This window comes from Breoghania sp. (genome assembly GCF_030066895.1).
Classification (GTDB): domain Bacteria; phylum Pseudomonadota; class Alphaproteobacteria; order Rhizobiales; family Stappiaceae; genus Breoghania.
Window position 1 is genome coordinate 1 of the sequence record NZ_JASJAV010000028.1, and the last position, 24,402, is coordinate 24,402.

Below are 24,402 nucleotides of genomic sequence, written 5' to 3' on the forward strand. Positions count from 1 at the left end.
CTCACGGAGTGCTGGATCCCCGCCTTCGCGGGGATGACAGCCAGAGAAATATGCGCAGGCGCTGCCTGAAGGACACCGCCGTTGTGGTCGCCTCAGCTGCCCGGTTCCTCACCCCCCAAACAAAAAACGACCGCCTTCGGGCGACCGTTTCTCTAACTCACCGATCTTGCGGAAGATCTTATCCGCGGGCGCGCTTGTCGCGGCGGCGGTCGTTCATTGGCTGATAGGCGATGCGGCAATGGTGCGGGCAGTAGGGAACGCCCGGCCCGGAATTGTGACCGCAGAAATAGAAGTCGTCCGTGCTGGGATCGCCGATCGGCCACTTGCAGGTGCGCTCGTTGAGCTGAAGGATCGTCGCGCGTTGCTCCTCGGGGATGTCGAGTTCGGCGACGGGAGCGGGTTGGGCCGCCACGGCTGGAACCGGCGTCGGCTCGGCCTTCAGAGCCATCGCCCCAACCGTCCGCGGTGTCGAGGGGGTCGTCGGACGGGTGGACGCAGGAGCTGCGGGACGGGAGCGGCGCGGTTTGGCCGGGGCGCTGGCGGTCTTGGCCCGTCCGGAAAGTTCGAGCCGATGCACCTTGTCGATGACTGCATTTCGTGTAGCGCCACCGAGTTCGGTCGCGATTTGACTTGCGCTAAGAACTTCTGACCAGAGCCTCTTCAGAAGAGCAACGCGTTCGGTTGTCCAAGACATTAGATAATAACTCCGCCGGATAGCCGCTGCTCAACGGATATACTTGTATCTCAGCTGCCGCATAGACACCTGTCAGAATTAACTGTTTGGTTACGAACTCGGTCCGCCACACGAGATTTCGTATCTGAATGATGAGATTATACAATATGCCGGAAAGCGCTCGCAACCCTGAGTGAGGCAAAAATGGCGGAAATCCGTAGTTTTCCCCAGATTAGCCGGAGCGACGATTTGCCGTTTCCCAGCATTGCATATGGTCAAGCTTTGCATTGACACTCAGCCGCCACAGCGGTGTATATAGTCCCTTCGTAGCCGTGCCGCCATCTTGGCGGCACGCTTTGTTTCTAGCCCTATTTTGTTGGGGATCGGACGATGAGTTCGTCGGTTTTATTCGGTACGTATGCACGCAGTGATCTGGCTTTCGTCAAGGGCGAGGGTTGTTGGCTGGAGACCGCAGACGGCCGACGATTCCTCGACTTCGCTGCCGGCATTGCGGTGAACTCTCTGGGCCATTCCCACCCGCATCTGGTCTCCGTTGTACAGGAGCAGGCGGCGAAACTGTGGCACGTGTCAAATCTGTACACGATTCCCGAGCAGGGACGGCTGGCTGCACGGCTGTGCGAGGCTACCTTCGCCGATCGCGTCTTTTTCACCAATTCCGGCGGAGAGGCGATGGAAGCCTGCATCAAGGCGGCGCGGCGCTATCACTATGGCAAGGGCGCGCCGGACCGCTACGACATCATCACCTTCGAGGGTGCCTTCCACGGTCGGACGTTGGGAACCATCGCCGCAGGCGGCAAGGACAAGTACCTTGAGGGCTTCGGCCCGAAAGCGCCGGGCTTCACGCAGGTTCCCTTCGACGACCTCAAGGCCCTGAAGGCGGCGATCAACGAGACGACCGCCGCGATCCTGATCGAGCCGATCCAGGGCGAGGGCGGCATTCGCCCCGTCCCGCACGAGTTCCTGCGCGATCTGTGCGATGTGCACGGTCTTCTGCTGATCTTCGACGAGGTCCAGACGGGCGTTGGCCGCACCGGGCGATTCTTCGCGCATGAATGGTCGGGCGTGACGCCGGACCTGATGGGCATCGCCAAGGGTATCGGCGGCGGCTTCCCCATGGGGGCATGCCTTGCCACGGAAGAGGCCTCGGCCTGTATGGTGCCGGGCACGCACGGTTCCACCTTCGGTGGCAATCCGCTGGCAATGGCCGTGGGCAACGCCGTGCTCGATATCGTGCTCGATGACGGCTTCATCGAGACCGTGGCGCGCAAGGGCCTGGTCCTGAAGCAGAAAATCGCGTCCGTCGTCGACAGTCATCCGGACGTGTTCGAGACGGTGCGCGGCGAAGGGCTGATGCTCGGCATCAAATGCCGCGCGAATGTCGGCGCGGTGGTCATCGAAGGTCGCGAGCAGGGTTTCCTGAGCGTGCCTGCCGGAGACAACGTGATGCGGATCCTGCCGCCGCTGACCGTGACCGATGAAGAGATCGACGAGGCGGTAAAACGGCTCGATGCAACGGCCGTTGCAATGGAGAAAACACTCGAGGCGGGGGCAAGCGCGTGAAAAAGAACGGCGCAGCGCGCGATTTTCTCGACCTCAGCGAGGTTCCGACAACCGAACTGAGAACAATCCTCACCGAAGCTCGGCGCTTGAAGAGCGAGCGCCGCGGCGCGTTCCGCGGGCAGGGGCCGCTGGCCGGCAAGGTGCTGGCCATGGTCTTCGAGCAGCCCTCCACGCGAACCCGCATCTCCTTCGATGTCGGCATGCGCGAGCTCGGCGGCGAGCCGCTGATGCTGACGGGCCACGAGATGCAGTTTGGCCGGGGCGAGAGCATTCCCGACACCGCGCGCGTTCTGTCGCGTTTCGTCGATGCGATCATGATCCGCATGCTCGACCATGATGCGGTGAAGGAACTGGCGGAATATGCCACCGTTCCGGTGATCAACGGTCTGACCAAGATCTCTCACCCCTGTCAGCTCATGGCCGACATTTTCACCTACGAGGAGCACAAGGGGCCTGTCGCCGGCAGCCGCGTGGCCTGGGTGGGGGATGCCAACAACATGTTGGAATCCTGGATGCAGGCGGCCGAACGCTTCGACTTCGAACTGCGCGTGGCTACCCCGCCGGAGCTGTCGCCCGACATGGACGCGGTGGAGAAGATCCGCTCCACCGGTGCCAACATCATGCTGACCAACGATGCCGAGGAAGCGGTGGAGGCGGCCGATTGCGTCGTCACCGACTGCTGGGTGTCGATGGGCGATGAGGAAGAGGCGACCCGCCACAATCTCCTGAAACCCTATCAGGTCAACACCGCCCTTATGGCAAAAGCGAAGAGCGACGCTATCTTCATGCACTGCCTTCCCGCCCATCGCGGGGAGGAGGTGACGTCGGAGGTCATGGACGGCCCGCAGTCGGTCGTCTTCGACGAGGCGGAAAATCGTCTTCACGCCCAGAAGGGCGTCCTGGTGTGGTGCCTGGGAGCAATACCGAACACATGATGCGCAAGACACAGGCGACGACGGACGTTGGCAGCATCGATCTGGCCGGCGATGATGCGGTGTTGCCCTTCGCCGTGGAGCCGCTCGACGTGCGCGGTCGCGCGGTCTATCTGGGCGATACGGTCGATGCGATCCTTCCAACGTCATGCCTATCCCGCACCCGTGTCCCGTCTCTTGGGCGAGGCGATCGTCCTGACGGCGCTGCTCGGTACCTCGCTCAAGTTCGAGGGACGCTTCATCCTGCAGACCCAGACCGACGGTCCAGTCTCCATGCTGGTGGTCGATTTCGAGACCCCGGACGCCATCCGCGCCTGTGCCAAGTTCAACGACGAGGCGGTGGCCGAAGCTGTGGCGGCCGAGCGTACGTCGTCGGCCGAACTGCTGGGCATCGGCACCCTGGCTATGACCATCGATCAGGGCCGGCACATGAACTGCTATCAGGGCGTCGTGCCGCTCGACGGCGGCTCGCTGAAAGACGTCGTGCACCGCTATTTCGCCCAGTCGGAACAGATCCCGGCCCGCGTGCGCCTGGCGCTGGCCGAGGTTCTGGAGCGCCAGCCCGGCGAAACGCCCAGCCATTCCTGGCGTGCGGGCGGTCTGATCGTGCAGTTCCTGCCCGAAAGCCCCGAGCGCATGCGCTAGCCGGATCTCCATCCCGGCGATGCGCCGGAGGATATCGACCTGTCCGATCCGCTGGGCGAGCCGGACGATGCCTGGATCGAGGCGCAGGCTCTGGTCGACACCATCAAGGACGTGGAACTGACCGACCCGCAGATGGCGGCCGAACGGCTGCTGATCCGCCTCTTCCACGAGCGCGGCGTGCGGGTCTTCGATCCCCAGCCCCTGCGCGACCGGTGCCGTTGCTCGCATGAGCGCGTCGGCGAGATGTTGCGCGGCTTTTTCGTTGACGACATCGATCACATGACAGTGGACGGGCAGATCGAGGTGACCTGCGAGTTCTGCAACTCCACCTATCATTTCGATCCGGTCGAGTTCGAGTAGGCCGCCGCCGCGCGACCTCTCTCGTTAGACGTCCCTCCCGCACTCTCCCCCGTCATTGCCCGGCTTCGTCCGGGCAGTCCAGCAGGCGGCTGTGTGTGCGGATAGTGCTGGATCCCCCGGACAAAGCCGGGGGATGACGACGCAAGGGTTCCGGCAAAAGGCCCCGTATGTCCGTGGGAGATGCCGCAGGCACAATTGTCATCTCCGCGAAGGCGGGGACCCAGTAACCGACTGATTTCGTTTATCGAATGAACGAGCGTTCCTCACGGGGTGCTGGATCCCCGCCTGCGCGGGGATGACAGTTTGGGGCAAAACGTGCCCGTTTCGGGCGTGCGCTTTCACAAGTTAGCCCCGGTGGGTATCTTGGCGCTTCCTCTATCGCGACCTCGATCGCTCCTCTTGGGTTTCCCGTAGCATTGCGCCCGTTACGCCTCGCGACGCTCCGTTACGGAAATTTAATCCAAGTTATCGTGATTCCGGTGCAATGTGCTTTTCCGCTACAATCGGAAGGACGTATTCGGCCTTCTGTCCTCTGGAGCACGTCGTATTGGGAGAAGCTCCGTATTGCTGAAATCGATCGAGACCGACACAGGCAACTCAGCTGATGAGCCGGCCGCAGAGCCCGCATCCCCCGCCGCCGACGCATCCCCCGTCGGCAGGGGCAAAGGCGCGGCGCTGATCTTCGCAAGGGCCATCCTTCAGATAGCGATCGCCAGCGGCGTGCTGGCTGCCGCCGTCTTCGCCTACTTCCATCTCCTGGAAACGCGTGAGGGCATCCCATCGCGCGCGGAGCGCGAACGCGTCTACGTGGTGCGCACCGTGCCCGCCGTTGTGAGCAACGAACAGCCGATGCTGACCCTCTACGGAGAGGTCGTGGCGGCCCATACCGTGGACCTGCGCGCTTTGGTCGCGGGCAAGATCGTCAAGGTCGGAGACAACCTTCAGGCCGGTGCTGCGGTCGATGCCGGAGACCGTCTGGTCGAGATCGATCGCTTCGCCTACGAGGGCGCGGTGGTAGAGGTGCGGGCCAATCTCGCCGAAGTCCGCGCGAAGTTGATCGAGGCGGAAGGCGAACTGCGCCTGGAGATCGCCAACGCCGATTTCGCCCGCGAGCAGCTCGCCTTCGCCGAACGCGATCTGGAGCGTGGCCGCAAGCTGCTGGAGCGCGGCTCGGCAACCGAACGCACGCTCGATGACCGCGCGCTCATTGTCTCCCAGCGCCGCCAGCAGCTCGACCAGCGCCAGTCCGGGCTCTCCGTCCAGCAGGCGCGCGTGGAACAGCAGAAGGCGGCCATCGAGCGGCTGGAATGGAAGCTGGAAGAAGCCGAACAGGCTCTGGCGGATACCGCGCTCACCGCGCCCTTCGATGCGGTCGTGCCCACGGAGGCCGCGGAAGTCGGCCGTCTCGTCAACGTCAACGACGTCATCGCCGTTCTCTATGACCGCAACGCATCGCCGTTCTCTCTATGACCGCAACGCGCTGGAAGTGCGCTTCACGCTTTCCGACAATCAATACGGCCGCCTGTTGAGCGAGACCGGCAACCTGTTCGGCCGCAAGGTCGAGCTTGTCTGGGTCTGGTTCATCGGCAACGAGCCGGTGACCTATCAGGTCGAGGTCGTGCCCGTGGGTGCGGACGTCGCCTTGGAACGCGGCGGCGTCGATGTCTTCGCTCGTATCCGCAATGACGATGCCAAGGTGCCCCTGCGCCTTCGTCGATCTGAAGGTGCCGGACAAGCTCTATCGCGATGTCATCCGCCTGCCGGAAACCGCGCTTTACGGCGGGGACCGCGTCTATGCCGTCGTCGAGGACCGTCTATCGGAGTGCAAGGTCGACGTCATCGCCTACGAGGGCAGCAACGTCATCGTGCGCGGTGACATCGCGGATGGCGACACTGTGCTGGCGACGCAGATTTCCGGGATCGGCAACGGCCTTCTGGTGCGTGAGGAAGGCGCGCCTCCCCTCCGGCCCCGGCCTGCCGTCCGCGATCTCTGAGGGAACCGTCTCCGCTCCCAAGCGCAAGGGGGCTCCCTCGTGAAGCGGCTTGGCAGGGCCACCGGCGTGGCCGCCTTCTTCGTCCGCCACCCCAACGCCGCCAATCTGGTCATGGCGTTGATGCTTTTCTTTGGCATTTATGGGCTCGTGAAGCTCAACACGCAGTTCTTTCCCACCGTCGAAGACCAACCGCATCTCCATCACCGTCGAATGGCTGGGCGCCAGCGCGGAGGATGTGGAATCCAACATCCTGCAGGCGATCGAGCCAGAAGTTTGTTTCCTGGATGAATTGGACGAGGTCGTCTCCTATGCCCGCGAGGGCGTCGGCAGCATCCATCTGGAATTCGTCGAGGGCGCGGAAATGCGCCGCGCGTTGTCCGATGTCGAGCAGGCCGTCAAGACGGTGACCACCTTGTCGGAGGATGCGGAAACGCCCACGGCCAGCTATCGCGAATGGTACGACCGCGTCGCCCGCATCGCGATCACCGGCGATTTCCCCGAACGCTCCCTGAAAGATTTCGCCCGCCGCATCCGCGACGACCTGATCGACCGTGGTATCGACCGGGTGACCTTCTCCGGCCTCAGGGCGGAGGAATATGTCGCTCGCCTGCCTGAGCGCGAATTGCGCCGTCTCGACATGACGGTCGCTGACGTCGCAGATCGGGTCGCCGCCAATACCCGCGATCTGCCGTCCGGCAACGTGGAAGGGGGCGTGGAACGCCAGATCCGCACGGTCGCGCCCGGAACCGGGCCGAAGGATATCGGCCGCATCGACATCAAGACCTATGCCACCGGCGAGAAGGTGCGCATCAGCGACGTGGGCACGGTGGCGCGCGAATACGACAAGAACGCGATCCGCGGCTTTTCCGGCGGCGAGCGCGCCATCGAGCTGACCATCGATCGCCCGGCGTCGGCCGACAGCCTGAAAACCGCGAAGATCCTCGAAGATTATCTGGCCGAGATCCGCCCGCAATTGCCGCCCACGCTCAAGATCGTGGAATACGAGGTGCGCTCCGATGTGCTCAAGGCCCGGATCGGTCTTCTCGTGCGCAACGGTATCGGCGGCCTGATAATCGTCGTGCTCTACATCTTCCTGAACGCGCGCATCGCCCTGTGGGTGGCGGTCGGAATCCCGGTGGCGACCATGGCGACGCTCGGCATCATGTTCATCATCGAACAGGCCATCAACATGATGTCGCTCTTCGCGCTGATCATGATGCTTGGCGTCATCGTCGACGATGCCATCGTGGTGGGTGAACACACCGCCACCCGGTTCGCGCTGGGAGATTCACCGGCCGTGGCGGCAGAAAGCGGCGCCGGTCGCATGCTGGCCCCCGTCATCGCCGCCAGCCTGACCACGGCCGCCGCCTTCGCGCCGATCTTCCTGGTGCGCGGCGCCATCGGGCAGATCATGGGGGCGATGCCGCTGGTGGTCATCGCCAGCCTCATCGAATGCTTCTGCGTTCTGCCGGGCCACCTTGCGCATTCGCTGAAGCCGGGGCCGCGGCGGCGCTGGCACTGGTGGCGGCACGGCATTCTGGCCGGAGTCATGACGTTGTTCGTCGTCGGCCTGTCCTCACGCCCCCCGATATCGAGGTGACGCCCGCGCTCGACGGCCTCGCCGGCTTCGGCCGCGACATGCGCGCCGGGATGGGAGCGCTGCCATTCGATCTCGCCGTTGTCGCGGTCGCCTTCGTCATTGCCGGAGCCATGGAAGTGGGCCTGTCGCTGCTGGGGCCTGGAACCCATGGACTGAGCTATGACGAGCCGACCTTCGCGCGCCGGGCGTTCGATGCCGGGTTCGCGTGGTTCCGCGATCATCCGTTCCGCGCCTTCGTGTCGCTCGCCTACCATTGGCGCTACGTGACCGTGGCGCTTGCCGTCTCCGCGCTCATCGTGGCAGCGGGCTTCGTCTTCTCTCCTCGCCGGAAGAGGAGAACATCCGCGCCACGGTTCATTTCAATGCAGGCATTCCCGAGGCCGAGGTGATTTCAGCACTGGCGCGCATCGAGGCGTCCCTGCGTGTGGCAGAGGCGCGGCTGATCCGCGATGCGCCGCAGGATCTCGTCGTCGCCTCCTATGTCACGCTGGGCGAGTCCGGGCGCAACAAGGGCGACAATGTCGCCGGTATCGACGTGCAGTTGACGGATTTCGAACTCCGCTCCGTCCGCACCCTGCCATCGTCAAGGCATGGCGGCAGGCGTTACCCGCGATTGCCTGCATCGAACGGGTGGCAATCTACGAGCGGCACGGCGGGCCTCCGGGCGCGATCTCGATATCCGCCTGCGCGGCGATGACCCCGCTGCCCTGAAGGAGGCCTCGCTGGAGGTGCAGAAGCTTCTGACAGGCTATCCCGGCGTGACGGGCGTTGCCGACGATCTGCCCCCTACGGCAAAAGCCGGAACTCGTGATGAAACTGACCTCGCGCGGCAAGGCGCTGGGCTTCACGGTGAATTCCGTCGGCTGCCAGATCCGCAATGCCTTCAAAGGCGCGATCGCGCGCCGCTTCGCCGACGACGAGGAGGAGGTCACCCTGCGCGTGCGGCAGGGTCTGAACGACGATGCGGGCGCGGCCGCCTTGCGCAGTCTGTCGCTGCGTGCAGCATCGGGCGAATTCGTGCCGCTCGGCGAGGTCGTCACCCTGACCGACAGGCAGGGCTTTTCGACCATCCTGCGCCGCGACGGCAAGGCGACCGTCAGCGTCACGGCGGATGTGAACTACGAGGTAACGTTCAATGCCGCCATCGTGGCGCGGTTGAGTGCCGGTCCGCTGGCCGATATCGCCGCGCGCCACGGCGTCGACTACTGGTTCTCCGGCCGTCAGGAGGATAGGGCGGATTCCTTCACCGATCTGAAGCTCGGCACGCTGATCGCGCTGGGCGCGATCTACCTGATCCTGGCCTGGATCTTTGCGAGCTACTTCTCGCCGCTCGCCGTCATGGCGATCATTCCCTTCGGCATCGTCGGCGCGGTCTTCGGCCACTACATCTTTGGCTTCCAGCTCATGATCCTGTCGCTGATCAGCCTGCTGGGCCTGGCGGGCATCCTGGTCAACGACTCCATCATTCTGATCTCGCGTTTCGATGAGCGTCGTGCCGAAGGCGAGGCCATGGCGGAGGCTGCGACAGGTGCCAGTCAGGACCGCCTGCGCGCCGTCCTCCTCACCTCGCTCACCACCATCGGCGGCCTGACCCCGCTGCTGTTTGAGACCAGCATTCAGGCCAAGTTCTTGCTGCCCATGGCGATCACCATCGTTTTCGGCCTGGCGATGGCAACGCTCCTGGTGCTGTTCCTGATCCCGGCGCTTCTCGGTATCGACCACGACATCCGCACTGTCTATCGCGGGATCTACGACCCGTGAAGGGATACGGCTCCGGCGGAGTGAGGGGGCGAGGGAGTGGCCTTTTGGGCGTCTCGGGCAACGGACGTTCCAACGTCTGGCCCATCCTTCGAGACGGTCGCTGACCTGACCTCCTCAGGATGACGTTATCGTGTTGTTAGCGATAAAGAATCTTTCAACATACACAACGTCATCCTGAGGAGGCCTGACAAGGCCGTCTCGAAGGATGGGCCGCACAGTCGAAACGAGCGGAATATCGCGCGCGCTTCTCCAGAGTCGTTGCTACGCGTGAAGCCCGTCCGCCAGCTTCCGGATCGCCTTCGCCGCCAGCTTGAGATTGCCGTCCCATGTCGCGGGCGAGGAGCCGCGCGGGGCGAGGTCGTGGCTGCCGTCTTCCAGAAACAGCACCTCGATCGCCTCCGGCAGCCCGTATCCCAGCACCTCCTCGCGATTGCCGAAGGCGTCGCGCTCTCCTTGCGCGATCAGGCAGGGCAGGGGGAGAGCTTGCAACGGCTCAAGCCGGAGCGCGTCGGTCTTTCCCGGCGCATGGAAGGGATAGCCGAGGCACACAACGCCCGCCACATGGGCATCGAGCGCCGGATCGGCCGTGATCATTGCCGCCACGCGCTCGCCCACCGACTTGCCGCCGATCAGCAGCGGTCCTTGTGCCTCGCCCGAGATTTCGGAAATCACTGTTAGATAGACGTCGATCAGCTTGTCCGCGCGCGGTGGCGGGCGCTTCTTGCCGGTTCTGCGGCGCTCGGCCATGTAGGGGAACTCGAAGCGGACAACAGCAATGCCCTCGGCTGCGGCAAAGGCCGCGATCTTCTCCATGAACGGAGAATCCATCGCTGCGCCCGCGACATGCGCCAGAAGAAGGGTCGCGACCGGCGCGCTGTCGGGTCGTGTCCAGAGAAAATCGGTCATCTTGATATCCATGCGCGGGGAATCGCGCGCTCGTGACTTGCATCTGGCCCGCTCAAGCGGCCATCGTCAACGCCGCGACGCGCGCCTGTTGAGCCCTTCGAGCCCCATGAGCCTGGGAGATCCCGAACCTTGAGCGAACTGACGATCCGGCTTGCCATCTTCGCCGCCATGGCACTTTTCGAGGTTCTGGCCCCGTGCCGCCCCTTGCGTTACGGCCGCGGCCGCCGCTGGGTGACCAATCTGGCCATCGTCGTCATCGATTCCGCCGTCATGCGCATCGTCTTCCCGCTCGCCGCCGTGAGGGCTGCCCTGTGGGCGGAAACGCGCGGGCTTGGCCTGTTTCACGCGCTCGGCATTCCGACTTTTCTCGCCGGTATCATTTCCTTCGTGGTGCTGGATTTCGCTGTCTGGCTGGAACATCTCGTTTCCCACAAGGTGCCCGGTCCTGTGCCCATCCACCGCATGCATCACGCCGATCCCGATATCGACCTGACCACGGCGCTGCGCTTTCACCCGCTGGAAATCCTCATATCGATGGGCTGGAAGGCCGGCCTCGTTGTGGCGCTTGGAGCACCCGCCACCGCGGTTCTGATTTTCGAGGCGGTGCTGACGATGTTCAATCATTCGAACGTGCGCCTGCCCGCCCGCCTCGATGCCGTGTTGCGCCCGTTTATCGTCACGCCCGACATGCACCGCGTCCATCACTCCGTCATCCGGCGCGAGACGGATTCCAACTACGGCTTCAACCTGTCGATCTGGGATCGGCTCTTCCGCACTTATGTCGCGGAGCCGGAGCACGGCCACGAGGGCATGACCATCGGACTGGCATCCTTCCAGAATGCGGCGCCGACCGGCATTCTCTGGTCGCTTCTGCTGCCGTTTCGCCCGCAAACGCGAGACGGCGAGGAAGAGCCCCCGGCGCGGCTCAATAGAAGCTGATCGGGAAGTAGCGCAGGTACAGCTCGCCGAAGCGGCCGTCTTCGTTGACCTGTTGCAGAGCGTAATTGATGGCCGTGCGCAGGCCTTCGTTCTTGGCACGCAGAGCAATCGAAAGGCCGTGGTCGAAATATCCCGGTTCCAGCCACGGGCCCGGCGCAAAGACGCAGCAATCGACAGAACTCGTGCCCTGCAGCCAGTAGCTCAGCGCCAGTCCGTCGCCGAAATGGGCGTCGACCTCGCCGCGCCGCAGCGCATCGCGGGCCTTCTGCTGATCGTAATAGGTGGCGATCCGGCTTTCGGGAAAGAACTTTTGCAGGAAGTCGGCATGGGCGGTGTGGTTGGCGACCGATATCCACTTGCCCGCCATGTCCTCCGGCAAAAGCGGCGTATCGCTCGCGTCCGCCTTGCGCACGACGAAATGCGCCGGGAGCTTCAGATAGGGGGCGGAAAAGATGATGGTCGGCTTGTCCGCGGTTTGCGTTTCGTTCGCAAGCGTTTTGCTCGCGTCCGGGTCCAGCTCCAGCCTCGCGATCACCGCATCGCCTTCGCCGCTTGCGAGTGCGGGCAGAAGCTCCTTGAACGGTTTCACCCGAAGCGTGCAGATCACCCGCGCCAGATCGACATTGAACCCCGTCAGCCGACCGGCCGGATCGCGAAAGGCAAAGGGCGGAAAGTCATCGCTTGCAAGAAAACGAATGGTGCACGCCGTCTCCGTCGGCTTGTCAAGTCGTACGCGTGAATCCCAGAAATTCGGGATGATCGGTCCCGTGTCCGCCGCAAGGGTACCCTCGACAAATATTGTCGAGAGTGCTAATAATTTTAATATCACACGTACAAGTCTCATTTAAAGCGAAACTCATTCATTGCGCCGTGGTGATCTTCGGTAAAGCGCATTGGTAACGAGAAAAGTCCCCATTTTTGAAGTCAGGTACATGATCTTTCCATATAGATGATCTGCAAGGCTCGACCCATTGCGAAGTCGCCGCAAGGGCTGGTTTGTACCGACGTCGCCGAACCACCGTCCGCATTCGTGAGCAGACCTTAGTTTATTGCAAGGGCGGGGGGAAGCCGTTGAGTGGCTTGTCGGATGGGGCCGACGATCACGCGTCGTCTTTTACGGGCTTTCAGGATGCCGGGCAGGCCGCTTTTCAGCACGCGCCGCCCGTAATGGCCGTATCCGGTTTCGAGCTTTCGCTTGCCCCGTCGCCCGACCGTCTCCCCGAACTGAACCTTCCCGAAGATATCCGCTTTCTGGCCGACGATGCGGCCTCCGCCTCCGGCGTGCCCCGCGCCCTGTTGGACGAGGCGGCCCGCTGGTCGCTGATGACGGGCGGACAGGCCGCCGAATTCCTGATTGCCCGCAGCATCGTTTCCGCCGATGACTACTACCGGCGCTTTGCCGCCTCGCTCGGCGTTCCCTTTCTCGCCTTCGAGGCCTTACGTCCGGATCCCCGCTTGGCGCCTTCGCTTGTTCGCGCCGAACCCGCCAAGCTCGCCGTTCTGGCACTGGAAACGGAGGGTGCCGCTCTTTCGCTCGCCATGGCGACGCGTCCGGCTAGCGTGGCGGAGGTGATCGCGCGGGTTCGTCGCAACCCGCACGTGGCAGCCCGCCTGTTCATCACGACACCGAACAACATCGTACGGGCTGCGGCCATTCACTCGGCCGTCCACGGTCTCGCCGTCGCTCGGCCGGAACGCTCCGCTGCCCATATCCGCCTGTTTGCCAATGCGGCCGCCACCGCACGCGCCGTCGTCTTTTCGCTGGCCGCCGCTTCAGCCGCGTTCTTCGCGCCCGGCCCGTTGATGGCACTTGCGGGGCTTCTCTTCGTCATCGGAGGGATCGCTCGCTTTTCCGCCGGGCTCTACAACGGCGTGGAGCACCCCCTTCGCCGGAGCCGCACGCCCGATGCGCAGGACTGGCTGGTCTACACCGTGCTCATACCGCTTTATCGCGAGGCCGCCGTCGCGCCGGATTTGATCGCCGCAATGCAGCGGCTTGAATATCCGCGCGAGCTTCTCGACATCAAGCTGGTGGTGGAGGAGGAGGACCACGAGATCCGCACCGCTCTGGCGACCGCCCTGCCGGGCCCGCCCTTCGAGGCGCTGGTCGTGCCGCCCAAGGGCCCGCGCACCAAGCACTTTCCTACGCCATGCGGTTTGCGCGCGGCGATCTCGTCACCGTTTTCGATGCCGAAGACCGGCCCGATCCCAACCAGCTGCTCAAATGCGCAAGGCTCTTCGCCTCCGCGCCGGCGCCCGTGGGCTGCGTACAGGCGCGACTGGCGGTCGATCATGCGGAGGAAACCTTCTTCACTCGCCAGTTTGCGCCGGAATACGCCACGCTCTTCGACATTCTGCTGCCTTGGATGGCGGGGCGCGAACTGCTTCTGCCGCTGGGCGGTACGTCGAACCATTTCCGTCGCCGTGTGCTTGAGGATTGCGGCGGCTGGTACCCGTACAACGTGACGGAGGACATCGATATCGGCATCCACCTGATGCGCGACGGCTGGCGCATCTTCACGGTTGAATCGATCACATGGGAGGAGGCTCCGCTGACCTTCTTCGCCTGGCTCAATCAGCGGGTGCGCTGGCACAAGGGCTGGCTTCAGACCTGGCTCGTTCACATGAGAAGCCCGCGCCAGCTCTGACGGGATCTGGGGCTGGTCAATTTCGCGGTCACGGTGCTGCTCTTTCTGGGCACCGTGCTCGCGCTCTTTGCCCATCCGGCGTTTCTTGTTTCCGTGGTGCTTTATGCGGTGAACGACACGCTGCTGCCGCGCCTGCAGGGGGTTGTCGATTTCACGGCTCATGGGAGCCGGGGACGGCCTGTCTCATCGGGGGCTATGGCGCCTCGGCCTTTGCCATGGTCCGTGCGGCGCGGTTCCCCCGCCTGTCGATCCGGCTCAGTGATTGGCTGGGCCTTCCCGTGTACTGGCTGATGATGAGCGTTGCCTTCGCCGTCGCGGTCGTCGAACTCGTCTGGCGGCCCTACCATTGGCGCAAGACGCAGCATGGCGTGGCCAAGGCGCGCAAAAGCGAAGGGAAATGGTCAAGATGGATGAGATGGAGCGGGTGAAGGGAATCGAACCCTCTTCGTAAGCTTGGGAAGCTTCTGCTCTACCATTGAGCTACACCCGCGAAAGGCACCGTCTCTTTTCCGTATCCGGGCCCGTTCTGTCAAGCGCAATAGCATTGGAACGGCGTGTCTTGCGCCGCGCTTTCAACAGTCCGGGGGCGGGGAGGGGCGCGGCTCTGCCGCAGCTTGTCGCGCTGGATTCCGGACAAGTGAGGCGTAAGCCGAACGCTGATCTGGAATCCAGCGCAACAGTCTGCGCCGCAGGCGCCCCGCTTCCCTTCTCTTTCCCCACTGTCCGCCCCTTGGCAGGGGCCGTACTGCCACCTACATCGCATCGACAATCGCGGCCGACGGGGGCTGCCTTTTGAAACCGAGGTGGAAGGATGCGCGCAAGGCTGCAGGGGCTCGTTCAGTCGAAGCCGTGGGAATGGGCGATCATCTCGATCATCTCGATCATCGTCCTCAATGCCGTAACGCTCGGTCTGGAAACGAGCCCGACCGTCACCGCGGCCCTTGGCGGCATGCTTGGCGTTATCGATCAGATCGTCATCGCGATCTTCGTCAGATCGCGCTGCGCATCTACGTCTTCCGCCTGTCCTTCTTCAAAAGACCGTGGAGCCTGTTCTACTTCTTCGTCGTCGCTGTCGCGCTGGTGCCCGCAACCGGTGCGCTGTCGGTGTTGCGCGTGCTGCGGCTTGTCTCCGCCGTCCCCTCGCTGCAGCGGGTCATCGGCGGGTTGATCGCAGCGCTTCCCGGTCTCGGCTCCATCGTGCTGCTGATGAGCCTGGCCTTCTACATCTTTTCCGTCATGGCGACGAACCTCTACGGCGAAACCTTCCCCGAATGGTTCGGCTCGCTGGGGGCGTCCGCCTACATGCTCTTCCAGATCATGACGCTGGAAAGCTGGTCGATGGGCATCGTGCGCCCCGTGATGGAGGCGCATCCCTGGGCGTGACTGTTCTTCCTGCCGTTCATCCTGTCCACTGCCTTCACCGTGCTCAACTTGTTCATCGGTATTATCGTCTCTGCCATGCAGGAGGAACACGACCAGATCGCGGAGGCCGACCGCCAGGCGATCCATTCGGAAACCGGCATCGTGCTGCAGGAGGTGCATCGTGCTGCAGGAGGTGAAGGAACTACGTCGCGAACTGGCGGAACTGCGCAAGACGGTGGGCCGTGCGGCCGGGGGCGTGAGCCGCCTATTGCCCGCGCGCCTTGCCCAGCGTATCGGCCACCACCGCGCCGTGTTCGCCCATCGGTTTAGGGGCGCCGGTCGTTGAATCGCGTGCGGTCTGGTGCTCCAGCTCCGCGTTGAGCTCCGCGCCCACGATCACGATGACGACCGAGATCCAGATCCATACCATCAGGCCGATCACCGCGCCCAGCGTGCCGTAGGTGGCGTTGTAGTCGGCGAAATTCTCGATGTAGTGGGAAAAGGCGAAGGAGGCGGCGAGCCATAGCGGCGTGGCGAGCGTCCCACCCCATGTCAGCCAGCGCCATTTCGCCCGGCTTCTGTCCGGGCCATGGCGATAGATCAGCGTGATGGCGAAACCGATCACCGCCAACAGCAGCGGCCAGCGGGCAAACGCGATTGTGCGCCCCGCCATATCCCCCAGATCGACGAAGGCCAGCACCGTCGGAATGACGCCGAGGGCGAAGATCAGCAGGAACCCGGTGAAGATCGCCCCGAGCGTGAAGCCCAGCAAAATCAGCGTGAGCCGCACGAAACTGCGTCTCTCGCGCTCGCCATAGGCGATGTTCATGGCCTCAAACAGCGCCTTGATGGCGGAATTCACGCTCCACAACGACACCTTGAGACCGCCGTAAAAGGCGAGGTTGAGCATGTTGCGCGTCTGCCCGGCGAACGCCTCGAGCTGGGCGTGAACGAGATCGATTGCGGCCGCAGGCGCAATGCCCTCCAGCGCTTCTACATGGTCGGCGATGGAAGCGGGGTCCGCGATCAGCCCGTAAAGTGCGACGAAGGCCGCAAGTCCTGGAAACAGTGCCAGCAGGAAATAGTAGGTCACGCCTGCCGCCACCAGCATGACACGGTCGACGACGATCTGATGCGCAACCCGCCAGATCACGTCGAAAAGCCCGCGCAACGGGATCTGGGACGGCCATGCCGCGCTCCGTCCCCGGCCGCGTTCGCGCGCACGGGCGGCGTCGGTCCGGTCTACGGTTTTCGGATCAAGGCCCGTCTGCGTCACGTCGTTTCCTGTTTGCAGGGTTTTCGCCGTGGCGGAATGTCGTTACTCTACCGGGTGGAAATGCTTGGAAAGCTTCAGCGCCTGGCCCTGATAGTTGGAGCCGCTGCCTTCGCCGTAAAGCGCTTTCGGCCGCTCCGCCATGCGCTCGTAAATGAGTCGCCCGACGGTCTGGCCGTGATCGAGAATGGAGGGCACGTTGTGCGAGCGAACTTCCAGGACCGCGCGCGAGCCCGCCCCGCCGATTTCCGAATGACCGAAACCGGGATCGAAGAAGCCCGCGTAATGGACGCGGAATTCGCCCACCAGCGGATCGAAAGGCACCATCTCGGCGGCAAAATCGGGCGGCACGTGCACCGCCTCGCATGAGACAAGAATGTAGAACTCGTTGGGATCGAGAATGAGTTCGGCCGCCCCGCGCCGATGGATCGGCTCCCAGAAATCGAGCGGATCATGCGCGGCCTTCACATCCATGTCGATGACGCCGGTGTGCCGCTTGGCGCGGTAGCCGACCAGATGATCCTCGCCCGATCCTTCCAGATCGATAGAAAGCTGCAAGCCGTTGCCGATGCGCGCATGACCGCCGGAGATCAGCTCTGCCGTCTCGTCGATGCCCTCAAGCTCGGCGTCCGAAACCGTCGGATGCCCGCGCCGGAAGCGGATCTGCGACAGCCGTGAACCGGTGCGCACCAGAACGGGGAAGGTCTTGGGGCTGATTTCGGCAAACAACCCGCCCTTGTAGCCCGCCGGGATCGTGTCGAATTCGCAGCCCTCCTCCGAGATCACGCGGGTGAAGACGTCGAGCCGTCCAGTGGAGCTTTTCGGATTGGTGGTCGCCGCAACGTCGCCCGGCAGGTCGAGTTCTTCCAGAAGCGGCACGATATAGACGCAACCCGTCTCCAGCACCGCGCCGCCGATCAGGTCGAACTCGTGCAGTTTCAGCCGGTCGAGCTTGCTCGCCACCGATTTGCCCGGCCCCGGCAGGAAGGAGGCTCGCACCCGCCAGGCGACCTTGCCGAGCCTGAGATCGAGGCTTGCGGGCTGAACCTGGTCCTTGTCGAGGGCGCGGTCGGCAGTGATGGCGCCTGACGCGAAAAGCTCCTCGATCATGTGCGCCGGAAGAATACCGGCTGCTGCGTCTTTCGCTGCGTTTGTCATCTCGATGCTCGCCTTGATCCCCTTGTCCGGTCCTCCCTTAATCGATCCCCGCATTGACGCCAAGCCGCTCATGCCGTAACCAGGGATTGCATCCTCGTGGTGATTTGAGCCGGTCGGCTTGTAGCCACGTTAAACAAGTCGCTAAAAAGACCGAGTGCTTCAGATCCCGGCTGCTTGCGACCGGGTTTTTTGTATCTGGAACATGGAATAACGCAGGAAAAAGATTGGCGCCCCGCAACGAAGCTCGTTCACGGTGGTACCCTCCGCAGCCCCTTCAACGAAACATCCGAAGCCCTCTATCTGACGCAGGGGTTCGTTTGCCCGAGCGCCGAGAAGGCCGAGGCCCGCTTCAACGGCGATGATCCCGGCTTCGTCTATTCGCGCTATGCAAACCCCACCGTCGACATGTTCGAACACCGCATGTGCGAACTGGAGGGAGCGGAGGCCGCAAGCGGCATGGCGGCTTTCACCTCCGCGCTTCTGGCCTCCGTCAAGGCGGGCGATCATATCGTCGCGGCCAAGGCTCTGTTCGGCTCCTGTCGCTATATCGCCGAGACGATTTTGCCGCGATTCGGTGTCGAGGCGACCATGGTCGACGGCACGAATATCGAGGAATGGAAGGCGGCGGTTCGTCCCAATACCCGCGTGATGTTCTTTGAATCGCCCACCAATCCGATACTGTCGGTCGTCGATATAGCGGCGGTCGCCGACATCGCGCATGAAGCGGGCGCGCGGCTGGTGGTCGACAACATCTTTGCCACCGCGCTGTGGTAGTCGCCGCTGAAACTCGGTGCCGACACGGTCGTCTATTCCGCGACCAAGCACATCGACGGTCAGGGCCGGTGTCTCGGCGGTGTCATGCTGTCGGACGAGGAGTGGATTGAGGAAGAGTTCCACCCCCTCTTCAAGCATACCGGTCCGAGCCTCTCGTCCCTTCAATGCCTGGGTGATGCTGAAGGGGCTTGAGATGATGTCCTCTGCGCGTCGAGCGTCAGACGGAAAGTGCTGCGCGTCTGGCCGATTTCCTGGTCGAGCACAAGGCTGGCACGCGGTTGATCTATCCCGGCCGCGACGACCGCCCGCAGGCCGATATCGTCAAGAAGCAGATGCGCGGCGGCTCCACGCTCGCCGCCTTCGAGCTTGCCGGCGGCAAGGAAGCGGCGTTCTCCTTCTGCAACGCGCTGGATATCGTCAAGATCTCAAACAATCTGGGCGACGCCGAGAGCATCATCTGCCATCCGGCAACGACCACGCACTAGAATGTCAGCGAAGAGGCCCATCTGGAGATGGGCATCACCGGCGGCACGCTGCGCATGTCGGTCGAGCTTGGGCATATCGACGATCTGATCGCCGATTTCGATCAGGCAATGGTTGCAGTCCGAACCGGGCGTCTGAGCCGGAAATGCACCCGTTAGATCAACGGCGCAGCATCAATGCGCCGTTGATCACGCGCATTAGCGCGGAGAAATAGCACACGCCTGAAAAGATCCAGGCAAGCAGCGCGAAATGGTCGGCAAACAGGCAGATTGCCACGAAGAAGGCGATCGCCTCGGTTCCTTCCGCAATACCGCCGAGATAATAGAGCGACTTCACCCCTTGCGCCGAGGTGGATAGCCCGCGCCGCTCGGCAATCGCCGCGAAGGCGAGGAACGTCGCGCCCGAGGCGTAGGAGCTCGTCGCTAGCGCCGCACCCGCGAACGCGTTGGCGGCAGGTCCGCCACGACGAAGGCGAACGGCACCGCGCCGTAAAACAGAAAATCGCACACGATATCGAGATAGCCGCCCATGTCGCTGGGCCTGGTGGCGCGCGCGATCGCGCCGTCGAGCCCATCCGCAATCCGGCTCGCGATCACGAAGATGAGCCCGACAAGCGGATGATGGAGCGCGATGGCCGCCGCCCCAGCAATGCCTAAGGCAAAGCCTGCGAGCGTCACCGTGTTTGCGCCTGCGCCGTGTCGCGCCAGCCAGGGGCCGGTCGCGTTGAGCGGTGGGTCGATCATCGGGCGGACAAAGGCGTCGAGCATGGGGTCTGCAGGGCTTGGCCGGGCAGGTTGGAAGGGGCGGTTAACCTTTCGCTCTACCGGCAATGATGAATTGTACGTATTGGCTTTATCCCACGCGCTGGGGCCGATATGACCGGCTGATCGGATAAATCCAGCGGCCGTGCGAAGACGAGTCCTCTTTGCCTGTGCTTGAGTTAGAATGATTCATCGGTGCCGGTCCACAGTTTCCGTTCTTCTCTGGCGGGGCTGACATCGGCACCGGGAGTATCGCCCGCTTATCACGGAAGCACACAATGTACAGCGAAGAGACGCGCGGAATTGAGGTCGTGGTCGAACCGACCTTCCTGGCCGACCAATCCGCGCGGAGCGATGATCATTATTTCTGGGCCTACACCGTGCGTATCGTCAACCAGAGCCAGGAAGAGGTTCGGCTTCTGTCGCCTACTGGAAGATCACCGACGCCTCTGGCCGGGTGCAGGAAGTGCGTGGGGCGGGCGTCGTTGGCGGGCAGCCGGTGCTGCAGCCCGGCGCCAGTTATCAGTACACCTCGGGTTGTCCGCTCAACACCATCTCCGGCATCATGGTCGGCAGCTACGAGATGAAGACGGCGAACGGCGAAGCCTTTTCCGTCGCCATTCCGGCCTTTCCGCTCGACATTCCGAACATGCCCCGGGTTTTGAATTGACATTTATCTGGGGGACGGGCACCTCGATCGCAGCATTGACGCATCGTCATTGGCGGTCGACATTCGCCAGTGCATTCCCGGCGCCTATCCCGTGCCGGGCCCCGGTGCACCCAATGATCGCCCGAGGCTTCATCCGTGCTTGATCTAAGGTCCATCCTGCTTGTCACGGGGGCGCTTCTGGCCACCCTGGGGGCGGTCATGATGGTGCCCGCGATGGTCGATCTCGCCGCCGCCAACGAAGACTGGCAGGTGTTCACCGCCTCTGCCCTGCTCACGATGATGGTCGGCGTCGCCCTGTGGATGTCGGCACGCGGTTCTCCGGGCCAGCTTGGCCTGCGTCAGGCCTTCGTCAACCTGTCTGGTCTGGATCGTTCTGGCCGCCTTCTGCGCGTTGCCGCTTCTATGGTCGGGCAGCGTGTTCACCTATACGGATGCCTTCTTCGAGGCTATGTCGGGCCTCACCACCACGGGCGCGACCGTGGTCGTCGAGCTCGACACCGCGCCGCCGGGCGTCGTGTTCTGGCGCGCGATCCTGCAATGGCTGGGGGGGCGGGCTCGGCATCATCGTCATGGCGCTCTCGGTGCTGCCGATGCTCAAGGTCGGCGGCATGCAGCTCTTTAAGGCCGAAGCTTTTGATGCGCCGGAAAAGATCCTGCCGCGCGCGACCCAGATCTCCGGCATCATGACGCTGATCTTCATCGGGCTGACGGCGATCTGCGCGATCCTCTACCACGTGGCGGGCATGGAGCTCGACGATGCCATCATGCACGCCATGACGACGGTCGCGACCGGCGGTTTCTCCTCGAAGGATGCCTCCATGGCCATTTCGACAGTGCGGCGATCGACTGGGTCGTGGTCGTCTTCATGTGCATCGGTTCGCTGCCCTTCCTGCTCTACGTCAAGACGCTGCAAGGCGAACCGCGCGCGCTCCTGCGCGATACCCAGGTGCGCACCTTTTCTTTCTGCTGCTGGCCGTCTTCACGCTGATCATCTGGCTGTTCCAGCACCACACGGGCGTGCATGACGGACTGGAGGGCTTGCGCTACGCGGCCTTCAACGTCGTCTCGGTGATGATGGGGACGGGTTACGCCAACGCGGATTACAATTCCTGGGGGCCATTTTCCGCCGGACTGTTCTTCATCATCATGTTCATCGGTGGCTGCACGGGCTCAACGTCCTGCGGCATCAAGGTCTTCCGCTTCCAGGTGCTGTGGGCGAGCCTCGGCCAGCATTTCAACCGGTCGGTCTATCCGAACGGCATCTTCGTGCCGTGCTTCAACGGTCGCCCGATCGGCGACGGCGTCGTCGTCGCGGTGCAGAGCTTCTTCTTTCTCTATACCTGCAGCTTTGCAGGCCTTGCCATCGCGCTGAACATGACCGGGCTCGACGATCTGACCGCCCTGTCGGGGGCCGCCACCGCCATTTCCAATATCGGGTCGGGCCTTGACGAGATCATCGGCCCCGCGGGTACGTTTCAGCCGCTCAACGATCCGGCGAAATGTATCCTGTCCTTCGGCATGCTGCTGGGGCGCCTGGAACTGCTGACGGCGATGGTTCTGTTTATTCTGCGCTTCTGGCGAGTGTGACGAGGAATTCCCGGGGCGGGGGAGTGTGGAGCGTGGGGCCCATCCTTCGAGACGCCCGCACAAGCGGGCGTCTCGAAGGATGGGCGATAACGCCGTGCCCCTCGTTTCTCCCACCACTCATCCCCGAGGCGCGGGACATTCCCGTTCGAACGTCTCCGCTTCCTCCCGGAGCCAGGCGAGAAACCTTGCCGCCTTTCGATTGCGCCGCTGCCGCTTCAGGCAGACATACCGCTTGTCGCTCTTCACGAACCCCCAGGGTGCGACGAGCCTGCCAGCGCGGATGTCGTCGGCCACCAGCGGCCAGGGCGCGACCGAGGCGCCAAGCTCGGAAACCACCGACCTCCAGCAGAAAATAGAAATGCTCGTAGGAGCGCCCGCCCGTCCCGGGCACGGCAATGCCGCTCCAGTCCGCCTATGCATCCGGCCGCGTCTGGGTGTGCAGCAGCTGTGCATCCCACGGGCCGTTGCCGTTTCCGGTCAGTTTCCCGACGAGCGTCGGCGCGCAAACCGGGCCGACCCATTCCTCCAGAAGCGTCGTCACCTCGGCGTCGGCAGGCCAGTCGTCTTCCCCGGTGCGTATCGCGAGATCGAAACCGTCGTGCTTGAAGTCCACCGGTCGACCCGAGGCGCTGAGCCGGACTTCTATCTCGGGGTATTCGCGCTGGAAGCGGTGCAGACGCGGAATGAGCCAGCGGATCTTGAAGGTGCCGAGGCAGGAGAGATCGAACGGCCCGTCCTCGTCATCCGCAATCAGCGAGATGGCTGCATCCATCTGATCGAAGGCGACGGTCAGGGAGGGCAACAGCGTGCGGCCCGCCTCCGTCAGCCTGAGAGCGGTCTTCGGGCCCTCGAAAAGTGGCGTGCCGACAACGTCTTCCAGATGGCGCACCTGCCGGCTTACGGCACTCGGCGTGACACAAAGTTCTTCCGCCGCAACCGTGATGCCGCCGAGCCGCCCGGCCGCCTCGAAGGCGCGCAAGGCATTGAGGGGAGGGAGATGTCTCGCCATTTGCGTTTTTGGAACCGGGGCTTTCGAAAAGCTCGATTAGAGCGGCGGGATTTCAATGCTTTAGTTCAGCTCATGATGAACGATTTGAACATATACGCAAGAACGTCCCGCCCGCGCCCGCCGGTTTCCGCAAACGCGATGGTCGGACTTGTGAACCGCTGGTTCGAAAGATCGGCCCGGCGCAGGGAATTGGCCGGGCTCGATGCCCATCGCCTGAGGGTCGTGGGTATCAGCGAGGCCGAGCGCGCCCGCGAATGCCGCAAGTTCTTCTGGCAAGAATCGCCCGTCCTTCCGGCAAGCGTAGACCCGCCGCCTCACACCACCCGGCGGCGCACCCTTGCGCTCAGCTCGATGGCGGCAACCGTGAGCTTGTCGAGGTTCAGCTTGTCGCGCAGCAGCGCCAGAAACCACAGTTCCTCCTGCTCCACCACCAGATCGGCCGCACCACTTCCACCGCCAGCGCATAGGCCTTCTGGTAGAGTTTTGTGGGCAGGGAGGCCGCGATGACGTCGAGAATGGTGTCGAGCCCGTCATCGGCTTCCAGCAGGCGACCGCATTCCTCCGCCACCTGCACCAGGTTGTCGCCGTCGAATTCTCGGAACACCGGCAGGGTCTGAACGATCTCTCCGATCTTCAGCAATTCTGAATCGGTCATCGTGCTGTCGGTGGCCGAGATCGTGACCATCGTGTAGATCAGGGCTTTTTCGGGAGACACCGTATTGGTCATGGCTGGAGCTGGGTCCTGCAAAGCGAGTTGTCATTGGGTGTGACGTTAGGCGTTCGACCCGGCATCCGCAAGCGGGCTTCCGTCGCGGCCTGAAGTGCCTCCACATCCCAGGTCACGATGTCCCTGATCCGGATCTCTCCCTCCTGCCAGTCCACCTCCTCGACCAGAAATATCATATCCACCGGCGCTTCCGCCAGGATGCGGTGCTGCGTATCGATCAGGCAGAGATGACCGGGCGCGTCGCTGCCATGGCCGGGCGTGATGAAGGGCGTGTTGGTCTGGCGCAGCGGCACGACCGCATGCCGCTTGTCCGGCGCCTCGTACCGGTGGGTCATCTCGAACTCGGGCGTCGGCGGGATCATCAGCAAGAAAAGCGCCGCCGTGAACATCGGTGCCACGATCATCCCGACGAAGAGGAGAAAGAGCACCACCACCGGAGCAAGCAGCAGCGCGAAGAGGACACGACGGAGTTTCAAGACGCTGTGTCTCCTGGGGCAAACGCAGTGCGCGCGACCGGGCCTATCGCATCGATCCGGGGCGCTACGTTAGTCAGAACCGC

General features: G+C 63.4%; 23 protein-coding genes, 1 tRNA gene, 7 pseudogenes and 1 riboswitch. Of the genes and pseudogenes, 19 read left to right on the forward strand and 12 right to left on the reverse strand.

Features of this window, described 5'->3' with window-relative positions; genetic code table 11:
• Positions 1-178: 178 nt before the first annotated feature.
• Positions 179-694 (reverse strand): GcrA family cell cycle regulator, encoded by a 516-nt coding sequence (locus QNJ43_RS21345; protein WP_300472897.1) that lies wholly within the window; start codon positions 692-694, stop codon positions 179-181.
• A gap of 369 nt (positions 695-1,063) precedes the next feature.
• Here QNJ43_RS21345 and QNJ43_RS21350 point away from each other — a divergent pair, with 369 nt between their 5' ends.
• The 9 genes and pseudogenes from QNJ43_RS21350 (at position 1,064) to QNJ43_RS21390 (ending at position 9,546) form a co-directional block, all read left to right on the forward strand.
• A complete protein-coding gene (locus QNJ43_RS21350) occupies positions 1,064-2,254 on the forward strand; it encodes an aspartate aminotransferase family protein (protein WP_300472900.1) in 1,191 nt (396 codons plus the stop codon).
• Positions 2,251-3,189: an ornithine carbamoyltransferase gene (argF, locus tag QNJ43_RS21355; protein ID WP_300472903.1), complete on the forward strand. Its 939-nt coding sequence runs from the start codon at positions 2,251-2,253 to the stop codon at positions 3,187-3,189. Before QNJ43_RS21350 ends, argF begins: the two co-directional genes overlap by 4 nt.
• Positions 3,189-4,191, forward strand: a pseudogene (locus tag QNJ43_RS21360) (Hsp33 family molecular chaperone). Before argF ends, QNJ43_RS21360 begins: the two are co-directional and overlap by 1 nt.
• A 564-nt stretch (positions 4,192-4,755) precedes the next feature.
• Positions 4,756-5,661, forward strand: a complete 906-nt coding sequence (locus QNJ43_RS21365; RefSeq protein ID WP_300472905.1) for a hypothetical protein — start codon at positions 4,756-4,758, stop codon at positions 5,659-5,661.
• A 191-nt stretch (positions 5,662-5,852) separates the two neighbouring features.
• Positions 5,853-6,185 carry a hypothetical protein gene (locus tag QNJ43_RS21370; protein ID WP_300472906.1) on the forward strand — a complete coding sequence of 111 codons (333 nt, stop codon included), beginning with the start codon at positions 5,853-5,855 and terminating at the stop codon, positions 6,183-6,185.
• 181 nt (positions 6,186-6,366) lie between these two features.
• Positions 6,367-7,785: pseudogene (locus QNJ43_RS21375) on the forward strand (efflux RND transporter permease subunit); the annotation flags it as partial.
• Positions 7,782-8,174 carry a hypothetical protein gene (locus QNJ43_RS21380; RefSeq protein WP_300472909.1) on the forward strand — a complete coding sequence of 131 codons (393 nt, stop codon included), beginning with the start codon at positions 7,782-7,784 and terminating at the stop codon, positions 8,172-8,174. The pseudogene QNJ43_RS21375 and the gene QNJ43_RS21380, both read left to right, overlap by 4 nt.
• Positions 8,171-8,482 (forward strand): hypothetical protein, encoded by a 312-nt coding sequence (locus QNJ43_RS21385; protein WP_300472912.1) that lies wholly within the window; start codon positions 8,171-8,173, stop codon positions 8,480-8,482. The genes QNJ43_RS21380 and QNJ43_RS21385 overlap by 4 nt, the downstream gene beginning before the upstream one ends.
• A gap of 113 nt (positions 8,483-8,595) precedes the next feature.
• Positions 8,596-9,546, forward strand: coding sequence for an efflux RND transporter permease subunit (locus QNJ43_RS21390; RefSeq protein ID WP_300472915.1), 951 nt, complete (start codon positions 8,596-8,598; stop codon positions 9,544-9,546).
• Positions 9,547-9,807: 261 nt separating this feature from the next.
• Here the strand turns inward: QNJ43_RS21390 and QNJ43_RS21395 are convergent, their stop codons facing one another.
• The gene (locus QNJ43_RS21395; RefSeq protein WP_346433087.1) at positions 9,808-10,464 is read right to left on the reverse strand and encodes an alpha/beta family hydrolase; all 657 of its coding nucleotides are present in this window, start codon (positions 10,462-10,464) and stop codon (positions 9,808-9,810) included.
• A gap of 156 nt (positions 10,465-10,620) precedes the next feature.
• On the opposite strand from QNJ43_RS21395, the gene QNJ43_RS21400 reads away from it, so the two are divergent.
• Positions 10,621-11,391 carry a sterol desaturase family protein gene (locus tag QNJ43_RS21400; RefSeq protein WP_300472972.1) on the forward strand — a complete coding sequence of 257 codons (771 nt, stop codon included), beginning with the start codon at positions 10,621-10,623 and terminating at the stop codon, positions 11,389-11,391.
• Here the strand turns inward: QNJ43_RS21400 and QNJ43_RS21405 are convergent.
• The gene (locus QNJ43_RS21405; RefSeq protein ID WP_300472918.1) at positions 11,378-12,235 is read right to left on the reverse strand and encodes a transporter substrate-binding domain-containing protein; all 858 of its coding nucleotides are present in this window, start codon (positions 12,233-12,235) and stop codon (positions 11,378-11,380) included. The genes QNJ43_RS21400 and QNJ43_RS21405 overlap by 14 nt on opposite strands.
• 479 nt (positions 12,236-12,714) lie before the next feature.
• Between QNJ43_RS21405 and QNJ43_RS21410 the strand changes: the two are divergent.
• The 3 genes and pseudogenes from QNJ43_RS21410 to QNJ43_RS21420 form a co-directional block, all read left to right on the forward strand.
• Positions 12,715-13,026: pseudogene (locus QNJ43_RS21410) on the forward strand (hypothetical protein); the annotation flags it as partial.
• A gap of 515 nt (positions 13,027-13,541) precedes the next feature.
• A complete protein-coding gene (locus tag QNJ43_RS21415; protein WP_300472920.1) occupies positions 13,542-14,039 on the forward strand; it encodes a glycosyltransferase family 2 protein in 498 nt (165 codons plus the stop codon).
• A gap of 215 nt (positions 14,040-14,254) precedes the next feature.
• Positions 14,255-14,467 carry a hypothetical protein gene (locus tag QNJ43_RS21420; RefSeq protein ID WP_300472922.1) on the forward strand — a complete coding sequence of 71 codons (213 nt, stop codon included), beginning with the start codon at positions 14,255-14,257 and terminating at the stop codon, positions 14,465-14,467.
• On the opposite strand, the gene QNJ43_RS21425 is transcribed toward QNJ43_RS21420, so the two are convergent.
• A tRNA-Gly gene (locus QNJ43_RS21425) sits at positions 14,456-14,529 on the reverse strand. The genes QNJ43_RS21420 and QNJ43_RS21425 overlap by 12 nt on opposite strands.
• Before the next feature lie 321 nt (positions 14,530-14,850).
• Between QNJ43_RS21425 and QNJ43_RS21430 the strand changes: the two are divergent.
• Positions 14,851-15,578 (forward strand): annotated as a pseudogene (locus QNJ43_RS21430) (ion transporter); the annotation flags it as partial.
• 88 nt (positions 15,579-15,666) lie between these two features.
• On the opposite strand, the gene QNJ43_RS21435 reads toward QNJ43_RS21430, so the two are convergent.
• Both QNJ43_RS21435 and QNJ43_RS21440 read right to left on the reverse strand, forming a co-directional pair.
• Positions 15,667-16,677 carry a YihY/virulence factor BrkB family protein gene (locus tag QNJ43_RS21435; RefSeq protein WP_300472925.1) on the reverse strand — a complete coding sequence of 337 codons (1,011 nt, stop codon included), beginning with the start codon at positions 16,675-16,677 and terminating at the stop codon, positions 15,667-15,669.
• 42 nt (positions 16,678-16,719) lie between these two features.
• A complete protein-coding gene (locus QNJ43_RS21440) occupies positions 16,720-17,832 on the reverse strand; it encodes a 2'-deoxycytidine 5'-triphosphate deaminase (RefSeq protein ID WP_300472926.1) in 1,113 nt (370 codons plus the stop codon).
• Positions 17,833-17,918: 86 nt separating this feature from the next.
• Positions 17,919-17,998, forward strand: a riboswitch (SAM riboswitch).
• 41 nt (positions 17,999-18,039) lie between these two features.
• Between QNJ43_RS21440 and QNJ43_RS21445 the strand changes: the two are divergent.
• Positions 18,040-19,247 (forward strand): annotated as a pseudogene (locus tag QNJ43_RS21445) (aminotransferase class I/II-fold pyridoxal phosphate-dependent enzyme).
• 1 nt (position 19,248) lies between these two features.
• Here the strand turns inward: QNJ43_RS21445 and QNJ43_RS27600 are convergent.
• Together QNJ43_RS27600 and QNJ43_RS27605 are read right to left on the reverse strand one after the other, a co-directional pair.
• Positions 19,249-19,425, reverse strand: coding sequence for a hypothetical protein (locus tag QNJ43_RS27600; RefSeq protein ID WP_346433088.1), 177 nt, complete (start codon positions 19,423-19,425; stop codon positions 19,249-19,251).
• 86 nt (positions 19,426-19,511) lie between these two features.
• Positions 19,512-19,856, reverse strand: coding sequence for a CDP-alcohol phosphatidyltransferase family protein (locus QNJ43_RS27605; RefSeq protein WP_346433089.1), 345 nt, complete (start codon positions 19,854-19,856; stop codon positions 19,512-19,514).
• 272 nt (positions 19,857-20,128) lie between these two features.
• Here QNJ43_RS27605 and apaG point away from each other — a divergent pair.
• The 4 genes and pseudogenes from apaG (at position 20,129) to QNJ43_RS21470 (ending at position 22,107) form a co-directional block, all read left to right on the forward strand.
• Positions 20,129-20,520: pseudogene (apaG, locus tag QNJ43_RS21455) on the forward strand (Co2+/Mg2+ efflux protein ApaG).
• Between the two features lie 328 nt (positions 20,521-20,848).
• Positions 20,849-21,142 (forward strand): potassium transporter TrkG, encoded by a 294-nt coding sequence (locus tag QNJ43_RS21460; protein WP_300472929.1) that lies wholly within the window; start codon positions 20,849-20,851, stop codon positions 21,140-21,142.
• Positions 21,090-21,545 carry a potassium transporter TrkG gene (locus tag QNJ43_RS21465; protein WP_300472931.1) on the forward strand — a complete coding sequence of 152 codons (456 nt, stop codon included), beginning with the start codon at positions 21,090-21,092 and terminating at the stop codon, positions 21,543-21,545. Before QNJ43_RS21460 ends, QNJ43_RS21465 begins: the two co-directional genes overlap by 53 nt.
• On the forward strand, positions 21,538-22,107 hold the full coding sequence (locus tag QNJ43_RS21470; RefSeq protein WP_300472933.1) for a potassium transporter TrkG: 570 nt from the start codon (positions 21,538-21,540) through the stop codon (positions 22,105-22,107). The genes QNJ43_RS21465 and QNJ43_RS21470 overlap by 8 nt, the downstream gene beginning before the upstream one ends.
• A 117-nt stretch (positions 22,108-22,224) precedes the next feature.
• Here the strand turns inward: QNJ43_RS21470 and QNJ43_RS21475 are convergent, their stop codons facing one another.
• The 4 genes and pseudogenes from QNJ43_RS21475 to QNJ43_RS21490 form a co-directional block, all read right to left on the reverse strand.
• Positions 22,225-22,443: a hypothetical protein gene (locus QNJ43_RS21475; protein ID WP_300472935.1), complete on the reverse strand. Its 219-nt coding sequence runs from the start codon at positions 22,441-22,443 to the stop codon at positions 22,225-22,227.
• A 76-nt stretch (positions 22,444-22,519) separates the two neighbouring features.
• Positions 22,520-23,116 (reverse strand): LysR family transcriptional regulator, encoded by a 597-nt coding sequence (locus QNJ43_RS21480; protein WP_300472937.1) that lies wholly within the window; start codon positions 23,114-23,116, stop codon positions 22,520-22,522.
• A 314-nt stretch (positions 23,117-23,430) separates the two neighbouring features.
• Positions 23,431-23,843, reverse strand: a pseudogene (locus QNJ43_RS21485) (tellurite resistance TerB family protein).
• Entirely contained in the window at positions 23,840-24,319 is a 480-nt protein-coding gene (locus tag QNJ43_RS21490) for a hypothetical protein (RefSeq protein ID WP_300472938.1), read from the reverse strand. The pseudogene QNJ43_RS21485 and the gene QNJ43_RS21490 overlap by 4 nt, the downstream one beginning before the upstream one ends.
• Positions 24,320-24,402: the final 83 nt, after the last annotated feature.